The following is a 19156-nucleotide window of genomic DNA, read 5'->3' on the forward strand; positions in this document are numbered from 1 at the left end:
CGCCCGGCCGGCGCCGCCGCCTGCCGCCCAGCCTGCCGTCGCACGTCCGCGCGCGCCGGCGCCCGCACCCGCGCCCAAGCCGGCGGCGCCGAGCCAGCCGACGGCGAAGGTTATGCCGCTGCCGGGCTACGGAACGACGAACGGAAGCACCCGATATGCGCCGCCGCCCCCGAACGATTCCATCGACGACACGCTGATGCACGAGCTCGAGACCTCTCTCGACGAGACGCATTCCCAGCCGGCACCCAGCAAGCCCGCGGCCAAGCCTTCGCTCGATGACGAGATGACCAAGCTGCTTGGCGAGTTGGGCAGCCACAAGCGCTGACCGGCCAACGGCGCAAGCGAGCCTTTCGCGCCTGTGTCGGCAAAGACAATGGGAGCGCTGAAATCAAAAATGGCCGGAATTCCGGCCATTTTTGATGTTCCTGCCTGTTGGATCGCGTCAGTCGTCGCGATAGACCTTCTCGCGGCGTTCATGGCGCTCCTGCGCCTCGATCGACAACGTCGCGATCGGACGTGCATCAAGCCGCTTCAGCGCGATCGGCTCCCCGGTCTCCTCGCAATAGCCGTAGGTGCCTTCGTCGATACGCTGGAGCGCGGAGTCGATTTTCGAGATGAGCTTGCGTTGGCGATCGCGGGCGCGCAATTCGATGGCACGATCGGTTTCGGAGGAGGCGCGATCGGCTAGGTCGGGATGATTGGCGTTTTCCTGCTGCAGGATTTCTAGGGTTTCGCGCGCTTCGCGCAGAATGTCGTTTTTCCAGGTGATAAGCTTTTGACGGAAGTACGATTTTTGCCGTTCGTTCATGAACGGCTCGTCTTCGGAGGGTACGTAATTGGCGGTAACGATATCGTTCATTCGACTCACCCAACAACCCCAAAATTTGGCGCCTATATATTCGGGGAAAAGAGCCTGCACAAGCGCTATCGGCGACAGTTTCACGCAATTGTTAGTCTTGCATCGGCAACTCCGGCGACAACGTTGTTCAACGGCAGAAAACGAATTCGCACATGATTCGTTGCAGTTGCCGGCCGACCATTGTGCATGACATCGTTCTGGTGACTAATCGCGCTTTGTCACGAAGGCAGCGCCATGGGGGTCCGGTTGAGCAGACTTTATCTGTTGCGGCATGCCAAAGCCGGCTGGGCGCTGCCCGGCATGCGCGATTTCGACCGCCCGCTCGACGAATCGGGCATGGCCGATGCCGAAGCGATCGGAGAGGCCATGCGGGCCCGCAACTATGTGCCGGACGTCACCCTTTGCTCCAGCGCCAAGCGGGCCAGACAGACGCTGGAAGGCCTGGCGGGGCGCACCGACACCGGCCGGGTGCTGTTCTTCGACACGCTCTACAGCGAGGATGCGGCAGGCTATCTGGAGATCATCCGCAAAAATCGGGACGCTGGCCAGCTTCTGGTGATCGGCCACAACCCCATGACCGAAGATCTGGCCATGGCGGTGTCCGGAAATGGCGAGCAGACGGCGCGCGGCATGATGAATCACGGTTTTCCGACCTCCGGCCTTGCCGTGGTTCGCTTTCCCGGCAACCTTGCCGAAGCGGCCCAGGGCAATGGCTATCTCGAAGCCTTTCTCACGCCGGCCGACCTCTGAGGCCATTTCAAACGCGCGGTGCAGGGCCTATATCGGGCGCTGACGCGCAACCAGAGGCCTGATTTGGCATCATCGCTGACCAGTTTTACCGACGAGGCGAGGATTGCGCTCGACACGTTGTCGGGCCGCGCCGCCGGGCTCTTCTCTCCGTCAACGCGCCTTGGCGTCACCGGCCTGTCGCGCGCCGGCAAGACGGTGTTCATCTCCGCCCTCGTCCACAATCTCATCCATGGCGGTCGCCTGCCGCTGTTCCAGGCGCAGAAATCCGGCCGCATCGCCCGCGCCTTCCTCGAGGAGCAGCCGGACGATGCCGTTCCGCGTTTCCAATATGAAGACCATGTCGCGGCTTTGGTGAACGAGCGCGTCTGGCCGGACTCGACCCGCGCTATCTCCGAGCTCCGGCTCACCATCGAATATGAGTCGGCTTCCGGCTGGAACCGGTTGTTTTCAGCCGGAAAACTGTCGGTCGACATCGTCGACTATCCCGGCGAATGGCTGCTCGACCTACCACTGCTCGGCAAATCCTTCGCCGATTTTTCGCGCGAGGCGGTCGAGTTGGCCGCCCTGCCCGTCCGCTGCGACCTGTCGCAGGCCTGGCGTGAGTTGGCCTCCACCATCGATCCCGATGCCGACGCCGACGAGATGACCGCCCGGCGATTGGCCGAAAGTTTTGCCGCCTATCTCAAGGCGTGCAAGCTCGACGACCGCGCGCTGTCGACGCTGCCGCCAGGCCGCTTCCTGATGCCGGGCGATCTCGAAGGCTCGCCGGCGCTCACCTTCGCGCCGCTGATGACGCTCTCGCAAGGCCGGCCGCGCTCCGGATCGCTACGGGCGATGATGGAGCGCCGCTACGAGGCCTATAAGACGCATGTCGTCAAACCGTTCTTTCGCGAGCACATCGCCCGCCTCGACCGGCAGATCGTGCTCATCGACGCCATGCAGGCGCTCAATGCCGGCCCGGCCGCGATGGCCGATCTGGAGCGCGCTGTGACCGAGATCCTGTCCTGCTTCCGGCCCGGACGGGGCAATTTCCTGACCGACTTCTTCTCGCGCCGCATCGACCGCATCCTGGTGGCCGCGACCAAGGCGGACCATTTGCACCACGAAAGCCATGACCGGCTGCAGGCGATCGTGCGCCGGCTGACCGACCGGGCCGTCGCGCGGGCGAATTTCAGCGGTGCCGCCGTCGATGTCGTCGCCATGGCGGCGGTTCGCTCGACCCGCGAAGGCACGGTGAAGCGGGGGCGAGAGACACTCCCCGTCATCATCGGCACGCCGCTGAAAAGCGAGACGATCAACGGCGAGACATTCGACGGAAAGGCCGAAACCGCCATTTTCCCGGGCGATTTGCCGGAAAAGGTGGATGCCGTCTTCGACGTTTCCGGATCGCAGGTGGACAGCGCCGAACCGGCGATCCGCTTCGTGCGTTTCCGCCCGCCGAAGCTTGAACGCACCGCCGAAGGCGTCACGCTGTCCTTGCCGCATATCCGGCTCGACCGCGCGCTGCAGTTCCTGATCGGAGATCATCTGGCATGACCGCGCCCCGCAAACCGGCGGCCTTTCGCATCGAGCCTGAGACCGAAGCGCCGCCGCAACCACAGCGAAACAGCGCCGCCGAGGAGCCGCCGGCGCGCAGACCACGTGCCGCGAGGGCTGATGTAGCGGTCGTGATCCCCTCGGAAGTCGACGTCTTCGACGAGCCGGATATCGAGGCCGCGGTCCCGCCGCCGGCGACAGCGCCGAGAAAGCGCTCGCTATTGTCCCGGCTGTTCTTCGGCGCTCTCGGCGTGCTCGTCTCGCTGGCGGTCGGCCTTTGGGCCGACCAGCTGATCCGCGACCTGTTCGCACGCGCCGAATGGCTCGGCTGGCTGGCGGCCGGCATGGCGGCGATCGCGCTGCTCTCGCTGCTCGTCATTCTGATCCGCGAATTCCTCGCCGTCGCCCGCCTTGCCGAAGTCGAAAAGATGCAGAAACGGGCCCTGGATGCCGTGGCGCGCGACGACCCGAAGGCGGCGCGCGCCTTGGTCGACGAGCTCTCGGCTTTCGTCGCCGCAAAACCCGAGACCGCCGCCGGCCGCCGTTCGCTGGCCGAATTGCGCGGCGAGATCATCGATGGCGCCAATCTGGTGCGGCTGGCCGAGACCGAGATCCTGTCGCCTCTCGATGCCCGCGCCAAAGTCATGATTCTGGAGGCGGCGAAACGGGTGTCCCTCATAACGGCGGTCAGCCCGCGCGCGCTGGTCGACATCGCCTATGTCGTGTTCGAGGCCGGGCGGCTGATCCGGCGTCTCTCCGAACTCTATGGCGGCCGCCCAGGCACGCTCGGCTTCTTCCGGCTGGCGCGCGGCGTGCTCGCGCATCTGGCGGTGACCGGCTCGATCGCGGTGGGCGATAGTTTCGTGCAGCAGATCGTCGGCCATGGGCTTGCCGCAAAACTCTCGGCAAAACTCGGCGAAGGCGTCGTCAACGGCATGATGACGGCGCGCATCGGCATCGCCGCGATGGAAACCGCCCGCCCCTTGCCGTTCATCGCCGTGAAGCGCCCGGGCCTCGGCGATTTCCTTTCGGCGCTGACGTCGTTCGCGGCACGAAAGGACGGCCGGGACGACCGATAAGGTAAACGCGCGACCCATCGCGGGTGACGAAGCATTAACCAATCTTCTGCATGGTCGGTCCGGTCCCAAGAATAGACTCTTTCGTGCCGGGTGTCGTCGATGAGAAGCGTGATCCTGTCCTGCGTCCTGCCTGCCGCCATTGCGATCGTCGCGCCGCTCGGCCTCGTCGAAAAGGCCCTTGGCGCAGAGCCGGACAAGCAGTTTTTCCGCTCCGTCGAAGGCAGATGGGTCGGCCCTGGCGAGATCATCGCCGGCAAATACAAAGGCACCAAATTCACCTGCGATTTCAATGGCTCCACGCCCGCCAGCAAGCTCGGCATGACGCTTGACGGCGGCTGCAGGGTCGGCGTGTTCACGCAGAAGATGTCGGCCAGCGTCGAGCGCAAGGGGCGCGATGGCTATCGAGGCACCTTCATGGGCGGCTCGGCCGAAAGTGGCATGGACATTGTCAGCGGCAATGTCGTCGACGCCCAGAAGGTCGTTTTCACCATCAACCGCAAGCAGTTGAACGGTGTCATGCAGGCGCGTGTGCCCGACGGCAATTCGATGACCGTGACGGTGGCCGTGCGCGTCGACAATCAACTGGTGCCGGTGATCGGCATGAGCCTGAAGCGGATCGATTCGGTCGAAGTCGGCGCCATCGCCAAGAACTGATCCGGCGCGTTCCGGCAGCCCGCGTCCGCCACCCGCTACAAGACGGTTCAGGTCAAAGTCGGGAAGTGGCAGGCCACTTTGCGACCCGGACGATATTCCTTCAGTTCCGGCCGCTCGGAACGGCACCGGTCCGCCGCGATCGGGCATCGCGGATGGAAGCGGCATCCGGACGGAGGCTTCAGCGGGCTCGGCACGTCGCCGGTGAGGATGATGCGCTTGCGCGCGCCCGCAGGCGTCGTCTCGACGATGGGAACCGCCGAGATCAGTGCCTGGCTGTAGGGATGGGCGGGTGTCGCAAAGACCTCTTCCGCCGGTCCTTCCTCGACGATCGAGCCGAGATACATGACCGCGATGCGCGTCGAGACCTGGCGCACTACGGAGAGATCGTGGGCGATGAAGATATAGGTGAGCTTCAGCTTCTCCTGCAGATCGGCGAGCAGGTTGACGATCTGGGCCTGCACCGACACGTCGAGTGCGGAGACCGGCTCGTCCAGCACGACAAGGTCGGGATTCAACGCGATCGCCCGCGCTATGCCGACGCGCTGGCGCTGCCCGCCGGAGAATTCGTGCGGATAGCGCATCATATGGTCCGGCAACAGCCCGACCAGCTCGAACAGCTCCGCCACCCGCGCGGTGATCTCACGCGCCGAAACCTTGCCATGGATACGCAGCGGCTCGGCGACGAGATCGCCGACACGCCGGCGCGGATTGAGCGAAGCCGAGGGATCCTGGAAGACCATTTGCAAGCGCCGCCGCAGCGGCCTGAGCTCGGACAGCGATTTCGAGGTGATGTCGTCGCCTTCGAACAGAAGCTTGCCGCCGGTGATGTCGTAGAGCCGAACCAGGCAGCGCGCCAGCGTGGACTTGCCGCATCCGGATTCGCCGACAAGGCCGACAGTCTCGCCGCGCCGCACGCTCAGCGAGACGTTGTCCACCGCATGGACCGTCCGCCTGCCCTCGGCGGAAAAGCGGCTGCCGATCGAAAAGCGTTTTGCCAGCGAACGCGTCTCGAGGATCGGTCGGTCTGTATCTGTCATCAGCTCGCTCATGCCTGCGCCACCCGAAAGCACGCGGCGGCGTGCGCGCCCGCGCCGAGATCCGGCTTGCCGGCCTCGCAAGGCTCGTAGCGGACCGGACAGCGCGGGCCGAAGGCGCAGCCTTCCGGCAGCCGCAGCAACGACGGCGGCGAACCGGGGATGGCCGGCAGGCGGCGCGGTTTCTGGCCGGTCAGCGGCGGGATCGAGCCGAGCAGCGCGCGCGTATAAGGGTGTCGCGGATCGGAAAACAGCTCGGTGCGGGTGCCGCGCTCGACAACGCGGCCGGCATACATGACCATGACCCGGTCGGCGAGCTCGGAGACCACTCCCATGTCATGCGTGATGAAGACCACCGCCGACTTGTGCTTCGCCCGCAATTTGCGCACGAGATCGAGAATGCCGGCCTGCACGGTGACGTCGAGCGCGGTGGTCGGCTCGTCTGCCACCAGCAGCGCCGGATCGCAGGACAAGGCCATCGCGATCACCGCCCGCTGCCGCATGCCGCCGGAAAGCTGGTGCGGATAGCGCGACATCGCCTCGTGCGGGTTGGGGAAATTCACCTCCGCCAGCAGCTGCTCGACGCGCTCCATCGCCTTGGACTTGCTGACACCACGATGCGCCCGGATCTGCTCGGCGATCTGCCAGCCGATGGTGTAGACCGGCGTGAGCGCCGTCATCGGGTCCTGGAAGATCATCGCGATCTCGTTGCCGCGCAGGCGCCTCAGCTCGCGCGGCGGCAGTCCCACCAGTTCGCGACCCTTGTAGCGGATCGAACCTTCGATGGTGGCGTTCGGGTCGGTGATAAGCCCCATCACGGCGAGCAGCGACACCGTCTTGCCGGAGCCGGATTCGCCGACGACGCCGAGGATCTCGCTTTCCTCCAGGTCGAAGGAAACGCCGTCGATGGCGCGAACCGGCCCATCATGGGTGCGGAAGGAGACTTTGAGGTCGCGCACCGACAGTATCATGATGCCCTCAGGCGCGGATCGAGAAGGATATAGACGAAATCGACCACCGCGTTGGCGATGACCACGAACATGGACGCATACATGACCGTCGCCATGATCATCGGCAAATCGAGATTCTGCAGCGCGTCATAGGTGAGCTTGCCAATGCCGTGCAGGCCGAACACGACCTCGGTCAGCAAGGCCGAGCCCCCGACCAGCGCGCCGAAGTCGAGACCGAACAGGGTGACGAAGGCGATGAGCGACGTGCGCAGCGCATGGCGAAACAGGATACGGGTCTCCGACAGGCCCTTGGCGCGTGCGGTGCGGATATAATCCTCCTGCATGGATTCGATGATGGCCGCGCGCAGCACGCGTCCGTAGATGCCGATATAGAGGACGGCCAGCGTGATCCATGGGATGACCAGCGTCAGGAACCAGCCCTTGGGATCGTCGGAAAAATTCTTATAGCCAAGCGGCGGCACCCAGGAGAATGCCCAGCTGTCGTGGTAGCGGCTCTGGGTCATCAGGTTCATCACCTCGCCCAGCCAGTAGACCGGCATGGAAATGCCGAGCAGGCCCAGCACCATCAGAAGCTTGTCCAGCCAGCTGTCGCGGGTGGCCGCGGCGACGATGCCGATGATGATGGAGACGACCACCCACAGGACCGCGGCGCCGAACACCAGCGAAAGCGTGACCGGGATCGAATCCATGACGGCCGGCACCACCTTCCAGCCGCGGTTGACGAAGGAGGTCAGATCGCCGGTGACGAAGATCTTCTCCATCATGCGCGTGTATTGCACGTAGAGCGGCTGGTCGAAGCCAAAGCTGTGGCGCACCGCAGCCAGCACTTCCGGCGAAGCGTTGCGGCCGGCGATGCGCGCCGCCGGATCGGCGCCGGGCGTGGCGAAGAAGATCAGGAAGACGATGACCGAGATGCCGAACATCACGAACAGCATCTGACCGAAACGGCGAAGGATGGCGTAAAACATCAGTCGCGCCCCAGCCGGACCTTGGAGCGCGGGTCGAGCGCATCGCGCAGGCCGTCGCCGAAGACGTTGAGCGCCATGACGGAAACGGCGATCGCCAGGCCAGGCACCAGCGCCACCAGCGGCCTTGTGTAGAGCAGCGCCTGCCCGTCCTGGATGATGGTGCCCCAACTCGCGGCCGGCGGCTGCACGCCGATCGACAGGAACGAAAGCGCCGATTCCGTCAGCATGTTCAGCGCCATCATCAGCGGCACGAACACGATGAGGGTGGTGGTGATGTTGGGCAGGATGTCGCGCCACAGGATGCGCCAGCCCGGCACGCCGAGATTGATCGCGGCGAACACGAACTCGCTGTGGCGCAGCGCCAGAACCTGGCCGCGGATCGGCCGCGCCACATAGGGTATATAGACGATGCCTATGATGATGATCGGCAGCCATAGGCTGCCCGATTGTATCTCGATCGGGCCGATCGCGATGCCTTGCGCGATAGTGACGATGGAAAGCGAGATCGCCAGCAGATAGATCGGAAACGCCCAGAGCACGTCGAGCAACCGCGACAGCACCGTGTCGGTGATGCCGCCGAAATAACCCGCGATCAGTCCTGCCATCGTGCCGACGATCAGTGTGAAGATGGTGGCTGCGCCGGAGATCAAAAGCGAGTTCAGGCCGCCATAGAGCAACCTTGCCATGACGTCCCGCCCCTGGCTGTCGGCGCCTAGGAAATAATTGCCGAGCCGCCAGGTCGGACCGATCGGCGTGTAGCCAAGCCCCAGTCCCTCGGTCGACTGTTCCATCACCGGAACGTCGGCGCCGTCGATCTGGATGACGGCGTCGAGCGTCGAGGCGAACGGGTCCGTGCCCGCCCATTTTGCATAAAGCGGCGCGCTGAAACAGGCGAGAACGATGATGAGGAACACAGCCAGGGACGCCATGGCGGCCCTGTCCGTTGCCAGCCTCGCAAACGCGACGGCCCAAGGCCCTCGCGTCTTGCGCGGCATGGCGGCGACTTGGCTGGACACGATATGTGATTCCGCGGTTCGTTACTGGACCCAGGCCCCTTACTGCACCCAGGACTGGGTGATAATCCAGTTGAACTGCGGGTTGAACTTGAAATTGCCGATGCGCTTGCTGACGAAATCAAGCCGCTTCGGCGTGAACAGCCCGACCGCCGGTGCCTTGTCGGTGACCTGCTTGTCGATTGCCGCCCACAATTTGTCGGCCGCCTTCTGGTCGGTCACGCCGAGGTCCAGCGCCTTCTGCATCTGAGCGTCGATATCCTTGTCGCAGAAGCCGGAAATGTTGATCGAGGCGTCCGAGCCTTCGCGATAGGAGGCGCAGCTGAACAGGATGTTCAGGAAGTCCGACGCTGCCGGATAGTCCTTGTACCACTGGGTGACGGACATCTGCACTTTGTTGTTGGTGTTCTGGATATAGGTGAACTGCAGGTTGGACGAGATCGGCTTGACGTCGGCGACGTAGCCGATGTTGGTCAGCACGCTCTGCAGATAGACCCCGATCGACCGCGAGATGGCGGTGTCCTCGACAATGATGGTCACCTTCTGGCCCTTGGTGCCCGATTGCTCGACGAGCTGCTTGGCCTTGTCGACATCAGGAGCCGACCATTTGGCGCCAGGGTTCTTGGTGAAGGGGCAATAGTCCTCATGTCCGGGGAAATCCGGCGGCAGGACCTGGCAGACCGGCGAAGCCAGCACCTTGCCGCCGAACAGTTTGACCAGCGTGTTGCGATCGACCGCATAAGCGACGGCCTGGCGGGCCTTTTCATTGTCGAATGGCGCCATGCGGGTGTTAAGCGGTGCGTACCACCAGGCCGAAAGCGGCGAGATGTGCAGCTGGTCCATGGACTTGCTGCCGAGCTCGCCGAGGCGGTCGCTGGGCAGCGCGTCGAACATCCAGTCGGCTTCGCCATTCTGGATCGCCGTCACGGCCGCCTCTTCCGACAGGCCGAAATCATACTGCACGACGTCCGGATAGCCGTCCGGCTGGGCTTCCTCGCTCCACTGCTTGAAATTGGGGTTGCGGGAAACCGTCATGCCCTTGTTCGGATCGAAGGCCGAGATCATGTACGGGCCGGTGCTGGGGATCGGCTTGGAGCCCATATCTTCCGCCGGCGTGTCCGCCGGCAGGATCACGGCATGCGGCAAGGCAAGCTTGTAGAGGATCTCGGCGTCCGGCTTGGTGAGATTGAGGGTGATCGTGCCGGCCGTCTCGTCGGCGACGACACCGCCTTCCAGCGTGCAGCTCTTGGTGTCGGCCAGGCATTTGTCGGCGCCAACGATGCCGGCATAGAAGGTGCCCGAGGTCGGCCCGGAAATCTTGAAGATGCGCTGGAAGGAGGCGACGACGTCCTTCACGCCAAGATCCTGGCCGTTGGAGAACTTGATGCCCTTGCGCAGCTTGAAGGTGAATGTCTTGCCGTCATTGCTGACCGTGGGCAGCGCCTCGGCCAGGTCGGGAACGATGGAAAAGCCGTCGACGCCCTCGGCTTTGCGGAAGGCGACCAGGCCGTCATAGATCGGCTGGTACATCTGCCAGCCCTGGTCCGTGTAGTTGATATGCGGATCGAGCGTTCCGGCCGCCGATCGGGCGAGAAGGCGAATGGTGCCGCCGCGGTGCTCCTTGAGATATTCGGCCTGTGCCGGAGCGAGCCACGAGCCGGCCAGCAATGCGGCGGCCGACGCCGCCAAAAGCAGTTTCTTCATGTCGTCATTCCCCTTTTCTGTTGTCGTTGTCGTCCAGGAAGTCTCCCACCACACGCATGCAGAGTTCCTGCTCCTCGACATGCGGCATGTGGCTGGAATGCTCGAATATCTGCCAGCGCGATCCCTTGATGCCGTCTTTGAAGGGCTGCACGGTCGCGGGTGTGGCTTCGTCGTGCCGGCCGGAGATGAGGAGTGTCGGAACCTCGATGGCCGGCAGGCGGTCGATGACGCTCCAGCTCTTCAGCGTGCCGATGACGTGGAATTCGTTCGGGCCGTTCATCACATTGTAGACGGTCGGATTGCGCACGATCTGTGCGAAAGTCTCCGTCACCTCGGGCGGGAAAGGCACGACCCGGCAGACATGCCGTTCGTAGAACCGCATCGTCGCTTCCTGGTAGGCCGGATCGTCCGTCGTGCCGGCCTGCTCGTGCTTCGTCAGCGTCTCCTGGACTTCCCTGGGCAGACCGGCGCGCAGCCGGTTGGCTTCCTCGACCCAAAGCTTCATGGACGCCGGCGAGTTGGCGATGGTCAGCGACTTGAGGCCCTTCGGCCTGGTCACGCCGAATTCGGCGCCCAGCATGCCGCCCCAACTTTGCCCCAGCACATGGAAGCCGCCGCGGATGCCGAGATGGTCGACGAGATTTTCCAGTTCGTCGATGAAGAGTTGGGGCGTCCAGAAATCGGCACCTTTTTCCGGCAGCAAGGTGGAATTGCCGCAGCCCAACTGATCGTAGTGGATGACGGCGCGGCCGCCTCGGGCAAGAAGCTTATAGGCATCGACGTAATTATGGGCAGCACCCGGCCCGCCATGCAGGATCACGACTGGGGCCTTGCCGGCATCGAGGGCGCCGCTGACCCGGTACCAGGTTTCATAGGCGCCGAACCCGGCCCGCCCTTCCTTGCTGACGATCTCGGACGGCATCCCGGCTCCCTGCGTGGTTGAAGACATCTCGCTGTCGCCTAGTTCGCTGCCCGGCCGGACTGCACCCACTCTTCCAGCATCTGCACGCCGAAGGCCGTGGCGCCTTCCCGGCCCAGCGGCCGATCCTTGTCGGCCATTTCCTTGCCGGCTATGTCGAGATGCACCCAAGGGCGGTCTTCGGTGAAATTGCGCAGGAAGGCCGCGGCATAGGGCGCGTCGCCATCTTCCATGTCCTTGGCGTGGTGACGGATGTCGGCGAAGGGCGATTGCAGCCCCTCGTCATAGGCCCGGTCGAGCGGCAGTTGCCAGAACCGCTCGCCGACCTTTTCCCCCGCCGCGATCATGCGCGAGGCGATGGTGTCGTCGGTGCTGAAAAGTCCGGCGAAGACCGAGCCGAGGCCCCGCATCACCGAATAGGTCAGCGTCGCCAGATCGACGATCACCGAGGGATTGAAGCGCGAAGCGGTATAATAGAGGCAGTCGGCCAGGATCAGCCGGCCTTCCGCATCCGTGTCGAACACTTCCACGGTCTGGCCCGACGCCGTCGTGATGATGTCGCGCGGCTTGAGCGCGGTGCCGGACGGCATGTTCTCGGCAATGCCGAGCACGCCGACGGCATGCACCGGGCTGCCTTGCCGGGCGAGCGCGATCAGCAGGCCGACCACGGCGGCGGCACCGCCCATGTCGGCCTTCATGTCGAACATCTGCTCGCCGCGCTTTATGCATAGACCACCAGAATCGAAGCAGACGCCCTTGCCGACGAAAGCCAGCGGCTGCGCGGGAGCGCCCTTGCCGCGATAGTGCAGGACCGCGACGCGCGGCGGTCGCGCCGAGCCGGAGCCGACGGCCAGGATCGCATTCATGCCGAGCTCCTTCAGCCGCGCCGTGTCGAGAATCTCGACATCGATGCCGGTCTCGCGCAGCGGCTCCAGATGATCGTGGAAATTGTCGGGATGGAGATGGTTCGGCGGCAAGTTGACCAGCGTGCGCGCATATTCGACGCCGTCCGCGATGGCATTGACCCGTGCCAGCGCCGCCTTCAGCTCCGGACCGGCCGCGCCGATCAATTGCACCCGCAAAGTGCGGTCGGCGCCAGCTCCCTGACGCCGGTTGCGCAGGTCGAAACGATAGCGCCGCAGCCGCATGCCGAGCGCGACCCGCGCCAGGACTTCCGCTGCGGGCAGGTCGACGCCGGCGAGCGGGTCCAGCATCAGGGTAGCTGCGCATTCGCTCTTGCCTTCCAGGTGCGCTGCAAGCAGACCGCCGGCGCGCGCCAGCGAAAGCGGGGTTACGGCCTCGGCCTTGCCCAAAGCCAGCACCACCACGCGCCGGGCCGACATCGCCTTGGGGGCGATAACATCGACACAGGCGCCGGACTCCTCAAGCGCGGCCGGCTCGGAACACGCACGGGACAAGATCCCGTCCATTTCAGCATCGAGCGCCGCTGCCCGGAAGCCAAAACCGTTTTGAGCGGTTTGCAGGATCACGACGACCGAGGTTTCCGCGGAAATCTCCTCCGCCGCTTCAAAGACCGGCGCCGGCGACTGAGGCATAGAAGCTCATTCTCCCATTCTGGGGCGCCCCGCCGAGGCTCAGCTGGCGTCATACGCAAAGCTTCGCCGGTCCTCGGTGGAAGCCGGTCATACCGGTTTCCGCCGCTGGTGGAATGGCATCGGAGTGCCCAAACAATCGTTTTCGGATGGCGACTTGGTCGCTCTTGCCTTTTGGGTATCCCCGAACCGGTCAAGCGATCAAACGCCAATTTTGCCCAAGTCGATTGACAAAAACTCAACTGACATTTCATGATCGGGCAATGGCCCTGCCCTCACTCAATGGCATGCGCGCTTTCGAGGCCGCCGCGCGTCTCGGCAGCATCAAGGATGCAGCGGAAGAACTGCATTTGACGCCCTCGGCCGTCAGCCGCCACATCCGCGCGCTCGAGAAGAACCTTGGCCAGGAGCTGTTCGAGCGCGGCTTTCGCCAGATCACACCGACCATCAGGGGCTCATATTATGCGCGCGGCCTCTCCGAAGCATTCGAGGCTATCTGGCGCGCCACCGACGATGTCAGCTTCGTCCATGGTCACGGCAGGACCCAGCGGGTCAGGGTTCTCTGCGTGCCGGCGGTTTTGAACCTTTGGCTGGCGGACCGGCTGCCGAATTTCCGCAAGCTGCATCCGTCCGTGAACCTGGAGATCTCGACGTCGGGCAAGCGCGCCAACTTCGATTTGGCCATTGTCGACGAGTTCGTCTACAAGGCCGGCCCGGCCCTGACGCTGCTGATCCCGCTCGTTCTGACGCCGGTCTGCGCGCCGTCGCTGCTTGAGGGACCGGTGCCGCTCAGAACGCCCGCCGATCTGGTCAATCATCACCTCATCCACGAATGCGAGAGCATGCGCTGGCGGCGCTGGCTGGAACAGGAAGGCGTTCTGGACGCCACGCCGAAATCCAGCACGACACTCGATGACTGCACTTTGATCATGCGCGAGGTGATAAACGGCGCGGGGATCGCTTTGGCCGACACCATGATGGCGCAGGACCTTTTGCAGCAGGGCAAGCTTGTCGCCCCGTTCAGCGCCCGCCACACCTATCCCGCCGGAATCTACCTGCACCAGCGCCGCAGCATCGGAAACAAGCCAGGCACCGGCCTGTTCCAGGATTGGCTGCTCGCCGAGATCGCCGACCATAAGCGCACGATGGGTATCTCGTAGCGCGTCTTGTCCGAAGCGCCGCGCAAGAAAAAGGCGGCGACCAACCGGCCACCGCCTTCGCATTGTCGACGGCTGGGCTCAACCCTTGATGGTGGCGGTCAGCTCGTCATAGGCCTTGCAGGCTTCGTCGAGCGTCGTGGCGCCCTGATACTTCGTCGTCACAGCCTGCACCTTGGCGGTCAAATCAGCCGCCTTGCTCGGATCCTTGGTGATGGCTTCCTGGAGCGCGGCAGCCATGTCCTGCGCCTTCTTGGTGGCGATTTCCTGCGTGCATTCCGGCCCCTTGGAGCAAGCCGAACCGGCCAACGCCGCAACACCCACGGCAACGAGCAAAAACTTCTTCATGTCAATCATCTCCTCAAAAAAGGCAGCCGCCCATCGCCGCTGCCTCCACTGGCCGAAGCCGAACGTGCCATAACCTCCGATTGTGGCGTGAAGCAACGACCAGACCGCATAAACTTGTGTAATTAGGCTGCAACGTCGCGGCGTCCGTGTTGAGGCTGCCCGATGCATGTCGCCCAAAGCGCGCAGCGGTTTTGGGTCGACGACAGGCATAAAGCAACAAGCTAAAGCGCGTCGTACGAGGCCATTCAGACGCGACGGCTTTAGAGCAATCCCAGGAAATGTGCGAAACGGTTTTCAGCCCCGAAAACAAAGAGATAGTGCGTCTCACCGTTTTCGTGAAACGATGAGACGCTCCATGTCAACTGGAGCAAAGTTCACCCGCGAGGCTGTAGCAGCGCCAGCACGACGGTCAATGCGGCAAGGACGGCGGTAAGGGTCAAAGGTCCCGTGGCGCCATGGGTATCCACGACATAGCCGCCGACAACCGCGCCGATGGTGATGGCAACCTGGAAGGAGACGACCATCAGGCTACCCGCAGCTTCCAGCGCATCAGGTGCCGCGCGGGACAGATTGGTCGGCAGCACGACCGGCGCCATGCCGAAGGCCAAGCCCCAAAGCGTGACGAATGTGAACGCGACGCCAATGTGCACGCCCCAAAGCACCAATGCCAGCGCCGCAAACGCCATCAATGCGGCGTTGCCCGCGAGCGCCATGCGGATATTGGCGTCGGCCATACGGCCGCCGGCGACGTTGCCGATCACAGCCGCGATGCCAAATCCGAGCAGGGCCAGGGCAATTGGCCCGGTAGCGAGGAGCGTCACGTGTTCGAGGAAGGGGCGCACATAAACAGAGCCGGCAAAATGCCCCGTCATCAGCAAAAGAATGGCAAGCATACCGAGTTGGATGCCGCGCCGCCGTGTCAGCCGAAATACGTCAGCCAGACTATTGCTGGCCGTCGCAGGCAAGGTCGGTAGGCTCAGCAATTGCAGCAGCATGGCAATCACTGCCAATCCCGCCGTCAAGGCCATGGCGCTGCGCCATCCCAGCCAGTCGCTGATCAACGCCCCCATTGACGGGGCGGCGATGGTGGCGAGCGAGACGCCGAGGGTGACGATGCCCATGCCCCGACCTGTCGCGTTGGCGCCGACCAGCCTGGCCACGACGGCAACCGAGAGTGCCCAGAACGCACTGAGAGCGATTCCGAGCCCGGCCCTGCCCAGCAGCAACAGCCAGAAATTGGGCGCTAGCGCGGCAAGGAGGTTGGAACCGACCGCCAAGGCGCTGAGGCCAACCAGCACCGTCTTGCGGTTCAATCGTCCGATGAGAACATTGCTCAACATGGCCGTCACGGCGCCGACCGAAGCCGTGGCGGTGACGACCTGTCCGGCGGTTCCTTCGCTGATGCCGAGGTCCCGCGCCATCGGCGTCAGCAGGCCTGCCGGCAGGAATTCGGCTGATACCAGGGCAAAGCTGGTGGCCGCCAATGAAATGACCGCAAACCAGGTGGCTGCGTTCCACGGGGCTGGCGCGGCGTCCTCGAGGTCTATCGCCGCGTCTTCAAGCTGTAATGTTGTGTCTGTCACTGAAAGATCTCCAAAGTCTGGAGGTCTTCAATAGACGAGTCTTCTCGGATGATATGTACCTTATAATCCGAAATTCATGTCCGTTCGTCCGGGAATTGTGCGGCGCACAACGCCTGGCGAGACATTGGTGATCCGTTTGAACGCGCGCGCGAAGGATGCTTCGCTATCATAGCCCAAACGGGTAGCGACCTCGGCAACCGACAGGCCGTTTTGCCCGAGCAACTCGCGGGCAAGCTGCATCCGCAGACGGGCGAGATAGTGGGCAGCGCCCTCCCCTAACACGGCGCTGAAGCGCTCGGCGAAAATCGAGCGCGATTGGCCTGCCAGGGCGGCAAGGCTTTCCAGGGTCCAGTTATGGCCGGGGTCTCGATGCATGGCTGCCAGAGCGCGGCCAATATGGGGGTCGCGGATGGCTGCAAGCCAGCCGGTGGTCGAAGCTCCAGTGCAATTGACCCAGCAGCGGATAAGCCGGGCGGTCAGCAAGTCCGCCATGCGCGACAGAATCGTGGCGCTGCCCATCTGCGGTTGCGCGGCCTCCGCCGTCATAGCCGCCAGCAAAGGACGGACGACCGGATCGTTGCCGGCCACATCGCACCCCTTGATAATAGATGGCATCAACGTGATCAGTGGATTGAGCGCACAGACGCCCAGGGCCATGGAGCCGCAGAAAAGGGTGCTTGTCGCGCCCGTCCCTTCCCGCACCACCTCACAGACATTGCTCCCCAACTTGGTAACCTGGCAACTCTCGAGCGAGTCGTCGACAACGTCCGGCGCACTAGCCAGCCGATGGGCGATGCCTTGCGGCAACAGCACCAGATCGCCATCGCGCAACTCCTGCCAGCCTTCCGCCTCGGTATAAATCCAGCATGGACCCTGGCCGACAAAGTGAAAGCGAAGCAGCTTCTGTTGCGGAAAGGCGATGCTCCATGGATGCCGGAGCTCGCAGCGGCCATAGTTGACCCCACTCAAGCGAAAGTCCTGTAGGACTTCGCTGAGCGCATCCATCGGGATATGCAGAGGCGGGCGGGACGAATAGTCAGGCATTCGGCTACTGTATATGCCGAACGTCCGGCAGGCAAGCGGAGGCCGCTTCAACGGTACCCTACCCTTCAAGTCAGTCCGCCCGCCCTTGCCTCTCGCTCCCGGGGCATGCAAGGAGTGCTTCGAGCAACGGGATGACAGGCATGGCAGTTGAAGCGTCGAGCAGCGATCTGGTGCAGGTTGTGGCGCTGCTCGCGGCGGGCGTCGTCGCCGTGCCGATCTTCAAGCGCATGGGGCTGGGCTCGATCCTCGGCTACCTCGCCGCCGGCGTGGTCATCGGTCCGTTCGGCCTGCGCATCTTTTCCGAATCGGAAGCGATCCTCCACGTCGCCGAGCTCGGCGTCGTCATGTTCCTGTTCATCATCGGGCTGGAGATGCAGCCGTCGCGGCTCTGGGGCCTGCGTCGCGAGATTTTTGGCCTGGGTGCCTTGCAGGTCGGCGTCTGCGCAGTCCTGCTCACTCTCGTCGGACTGGCCGGAGGCTTTCCCATCGCGCAGTCCTTCGTCGCCGGCGCCGGCTTCGTCCTGACCTCGACGGCGATCGTCATGCAGTTGCTCGAAGAGCGCGGCGAGATCGCCACGCCGAAAGGCCAGCGCATCGTCTCCATCCTGCTGCTCGAAGACCTGATGATCGTGCCGCTGCTCGCGCTTATCGCATTCCTAGCGCCGGGCGGCGCCGAAACCAGCCTTTCGGAGCGGCTGACCGAAGTTGGGATCGGCATCGCCGCGATCGTGGGACTGGTCGTGGCCGGCCGTTACCTGCTCAATCCGCTCTTCCGCATCCTGGCCGATGCCCGCGCCCGCGAGGTCATGACCGCCGCGGCGCTGCTGGTGGTGCTGGGATCGGCCCTGGCCATGCAGCTCTCCGGCCTGTCGATGGCGATGGGCGCCTTCCTCGCTGGCGTGCTGTTGTCGGAATCGACCTTCCGCCACCAGCTCGAAGCCGATATCGAGCCGTTCCGCGGCATCCTGCTCGGCCTGTTCTTCCTCGCCGTCGGCATGTCGCTCGACCTTGGCGTCGTAGCCCAGAACTGGCGGCTCATCGCCATCTATGTCGTCGCCTACATGGTCATGAAGGCATTCGGCATCTACGTCGTCGCGCGCATTCTGAAAAGCGGCCATCGCGAGGCGCTCGAACGCGCCGTCTTCATGGCGCAGGGCGGCGAGTTCGCCTTCGTGCTCTATTCGTCCGCTGCCGCAGTCGGCATCATCGACGGCCAGGCCAACGCCACGCTGACTGCCATCGTCATCATCTCAATGGTACTGACGCCGCTCGCGATCTTGGCGCTCCGTTACCTCACCCCGCGCGACGAGCAGTCCCTCGACGGCGTCGACATCGCCGACGGCCTCACCGGCAGCGTGCTGATCATCGGCTTCGGCCGCTTCGGCCAGATCGCCAGCCAGCCGCTTTTGCTGCGCGGGATGGACGTCTCGATCATCGACAACGAGGTGGAGATGATTCAGGCGGCGGCCGATTTCGGCTTCAAAGTCTATTACGGCGACGGCACGAGGCTGGACATCCTGCATGCGGCTGGCGCCGGGCGCGCCCGCGCGGTGCTGATCTGCGTCGACAAGCCCGACGCCGCCGTGCGCATCGCGCAGCTTATCAAGGCCGAATTTCCACTGGTCACCATCCTGGCGCGCGCCTTCGACCGCGGCACCGCGCTGCAGCTCGTGCGCGCCGGCGTCGACTATCAGCTGCGCGAGACCTTCGAATCGGCGCTGGTCTTCGGCGGCTCCGCGCTGGAGGCGCTTGGCGTCGATCCCGAGGAGGTCGCCGAAGTCATCGAGGATGTGCGACGCCGCGACGAAGCGCGCTTCGAGACGCAATTGGCCGAGGGCGTGCGCGCCGGCCAGCGTTTCCTCAAGGGCAATATAGGCACTCCGATCCCGACGCCGCTTACGCAGCCGCGCCGCGCCGGCCGCGCGCTGAACCAGGAAACCGCCGTCGTGCTGAACCAGGCAGAGACCAAGAACTGAGGGGCAAA

General features: G+C 64.0%; 17 protein-coding genes and 1 pseudogene. 7 read left to right on the forward strand and 11 right to left on the reverse strand.

From position 1 onward, the window contains the following. Nucleotides 1-325 (forward strand): annotated as a pseudogene (locus LB538_RS27355) (hypothetical protein); the annotation flags it as partial. Between the two features lie 117 nt (nucleotides 326-442). Here the strand turns inward: LB538_RS27355 and dksA are convergent. Next, the gene (gene dksA, locus LB538_RS27360) at nucleotides 443-859 is read right to left on the reverse strand and encodes an RNA polymerase-binding protein DksA (RefSeq protein ID WP_095765270.1); all 417 of its coding nucleotides are present in this window, start codon (nucleotides 857-859) and stop codon (nucleotides 443-445) included. Nucleotides 860-1105: 246 nt separating this feature from the next. Here dksA and LB538_RS27365 point away from each other — a divergent pair, with 246 nt between their 5' ends. From LB538_RS27365 to LB538_RS27380, 4 genes are all read left to right on the forward strand, one after another. After that, nucleotides 1106-1609 carry a SixA phosphatase family protein gene (locus tag LB538_RS27365; RefSeq protein ID WP_095765607.1) on the forward strand — a complete coding sequence of 168 codons (504 nt, stop codon included), beginning with the start codon at nucleotides 1106-1108 and terminating at the stop codon, nucleotides 1607-1609. 63 nt (nucleotides 1610-1672) lie between these two features. Beyond that, nucleotides 1673-3145 (forward strand): YcjX family protein, encoded by a 1473-nt coding sequence (locus tag LB538_RS27370; RefSeq protein WP_224532025.1) that lies wholly within the window; start codon nucleotides 1673-1675, stop codon nucleotides 3143-3145. Then, nucleotides 3142-4224 (forward strand): YcjF family protein, encoded by a 1083-nt coding sequence (locus tag LB538_RS27375; protein WP_224532026.1) that lies wholly within the window; start codon nucleotides 3142-3144, stop codon nucleotides 4222-4224. The genes LB538_RS27370 and LB538_RS27375 overlap by 4 nt, the downstream gene beginning before the upstream one ends. A gap of 99 nt (nucleotides 4225-4323) precedes the next feature. Next, nucleotides 4324-4878, forward strand: coding sequence for a hypothetical protein (locus LB538_RS27380; RefSeq protein ID WP_224532027.1), 555 nt, complete (start codon nucleotides 4324-4326; stop codon nucleotides 4876-4878). 47 nt (nucleotides 4879-4925) lie between these two features. On the opposite strand, the gene LB538_RS27385 is transcribed toward LB538_RS27380, so the two are convergent. Genes LB538_RS27385 through LB538_RS27415 form a run of 7 tightly spaced genes read right to left on the reverse strand, consistent with a single transcriptional unit; the run spans nucleotide 4926 to nucleotide 13043 of the window. Continuing rightward, nucleotides 4926-5915, reverse strand: coding sequence for an ABC transporter ATP-binding protein (locus tag LB538_RS27385; RefSeq protein ID WP_224532028.1), 990 nt, complete (start codon nucleotides 5913-5915; stop codon nucleotides 4926-4928). 8 nt (nucleotides 5916-5923) lie between these two features. After that, a complete protein-coding gene (locus tag LB538_RS27390; protein ID WP_224532029.1) occupies nucleotides 5924-6883 on the reverse strand; it encodes an ABC transporter ATP-binding protein in 960 nt (319 codons plus the stop codon). Continuing rightward, complete coding sequence (locus LB538_RS27395) at nucleotides 6880-7851, reverse strand: ABC transporter permease (RefSeq protein WP_224532030.1); 972 nt, start codon at nucleotides 7849-7851, stop codon at nucleotides 6880-6882. Before LB538_RS27395 ends, LB538_RS27390 begins: the two co-directional genes overlap by 4 nt. Next, nucleotides 7851-8846 (reverse strand): ABC transporter permease, encoded by a 996-nt coding sequence (locus LB538_RS27400; RefSeq protein WP_224532057.1) that lies wholly within the window; start codon nucleotides 8844-8846, stop codon nucleotides 7851-7853. The genes LB538_RS27395 and LB538_RS27400 overlap by 1 nt, the downstream gene beginning before the upstream one ends. A 60-nt stretch (nucleotides 8847-8906) precedes the next feature. Beyond that, complete coding sequence (locus LB538_RS27405; RefSeq protein WP_224532031.1) at nucleotides 8907-10568, reverse strand: ABC transporter substrate-binding protein; 1662 nt, start codon at nucleotides 10566-10568, stop codon at nucleotides 8907-8909. 4 nt (nucleotides 10569-10572) lie between these two features. Next, on the reverse strand, nucleotides 10573-11490 hold the full coding sequence (locus LB538_RS27410; RefSeq protein WP_224532032.1) for a proline iminopeptidase-family hydrolase: 918 nt from the start codon (nucleotides 11488-11490) through the stop codon (nucleotides 10573-10575). A 38-nt stretch (nucleotides 11491-11528) separates the two neighbouring features. Beyond that, complete coding sequence (locus LB538_RS27415; protein WP_224532033.1) at nucleotides 11529-13043, reverse strand: leucyl aminopeptidase; 1515 nt, start codon at nucleotides 13041-13043, stop codon at nucleotides 11529-11531. Nucleotides 13044-13303: 260 nt separating this feature from the next. Here LB538_RS27415 and LB538_RS27420 point away from each other — a divergent pair, with 260 nt between their 5' ends. Continuing rightward, the gene (locus LB538_RS27420; protein WP_224532034.1) at nucleotides 13304-14200 is read left to right on the forward strand and encodes a LysR substrate-binding domain-containing protein; all 897 of its coding nucleotides are present in this window, start codon (nucleotides 13304-13306) and stop codon (nucleotides 14198-14200) included. Between the two features lie 78 nt (nucleotides 14201-14278). Here the strand turns inward: LB538_RS27420 and LB538_RS27425 are convergent, their stop codons facing one another. The 3 genes from LB538_RS27425 to LB538_RS27435 form a co-directional block, all read right to left on the reverse strand. Continuing rightward, complete coding sequence (locus LB538_RS27425) at nucleotides 14279-14545, reverse strand: hypothetical protein (protein WP_224532035.1); 267 nt, start codon at nucleotides 14543-14545, stop codon at nucleotides 14279-14281. A gap of 374 nt (nucleotides 14546-14919) precedes the next feature. Further along, complete coding sequence (locus tag LB538_RS27430) at nucleotides 14920-16128, reverse strand: MFS transporter (protein WP_224532036.1); 1209 nt, start codon at nucleotides 16126-16128, stop codon at nucleotides 14920-14922. A gap of 60 nt (nucleotides 16129-16188) precedes the next feature. Further along, the gene (locus LB538_RS27435; protein ID WP_095765259.1) at nucleotides 16189-17172 is read right to left on the reverse strand and encodes an AraC family transcriptional regulator; all 984 of its coding nucleotides are present in this window, start codon (nucleotides 17170-17172) and stop codon (nucleotides 16189-16191) included. Between the two features lie 140 nt (nucleotides 17173-17312). Here LB538_RS27435 and LB538_RS27440 point away from each other — a divergent pair, with 140 nt between their 5' ends. After that, nucleotides 17313-19148: a monovalent cation:proton antiporter-2 (CPA2) family protein gene (locus tag LB538_RS27440; protein WP_224532037.1), complete on the forward strand. Its 1836-nt coding sequence runs from the start codon at nucleotides 17313-17315 to the stop codon at nucleotides 19146-19148. Nucleotides 19149-19156: the final 8 nt, after the last annotated feature.

Origin of the sequence: Mesorhizobium sp. Ca11, from assembly GCF_020165275.1 — a bacterium.
Classification (GTDB): domain Bacteria; phylum Pseudomonadota; class Alphaproteobacteria; order Rhizobiales; family Rhizobiaceae; genus Mesorhizobium.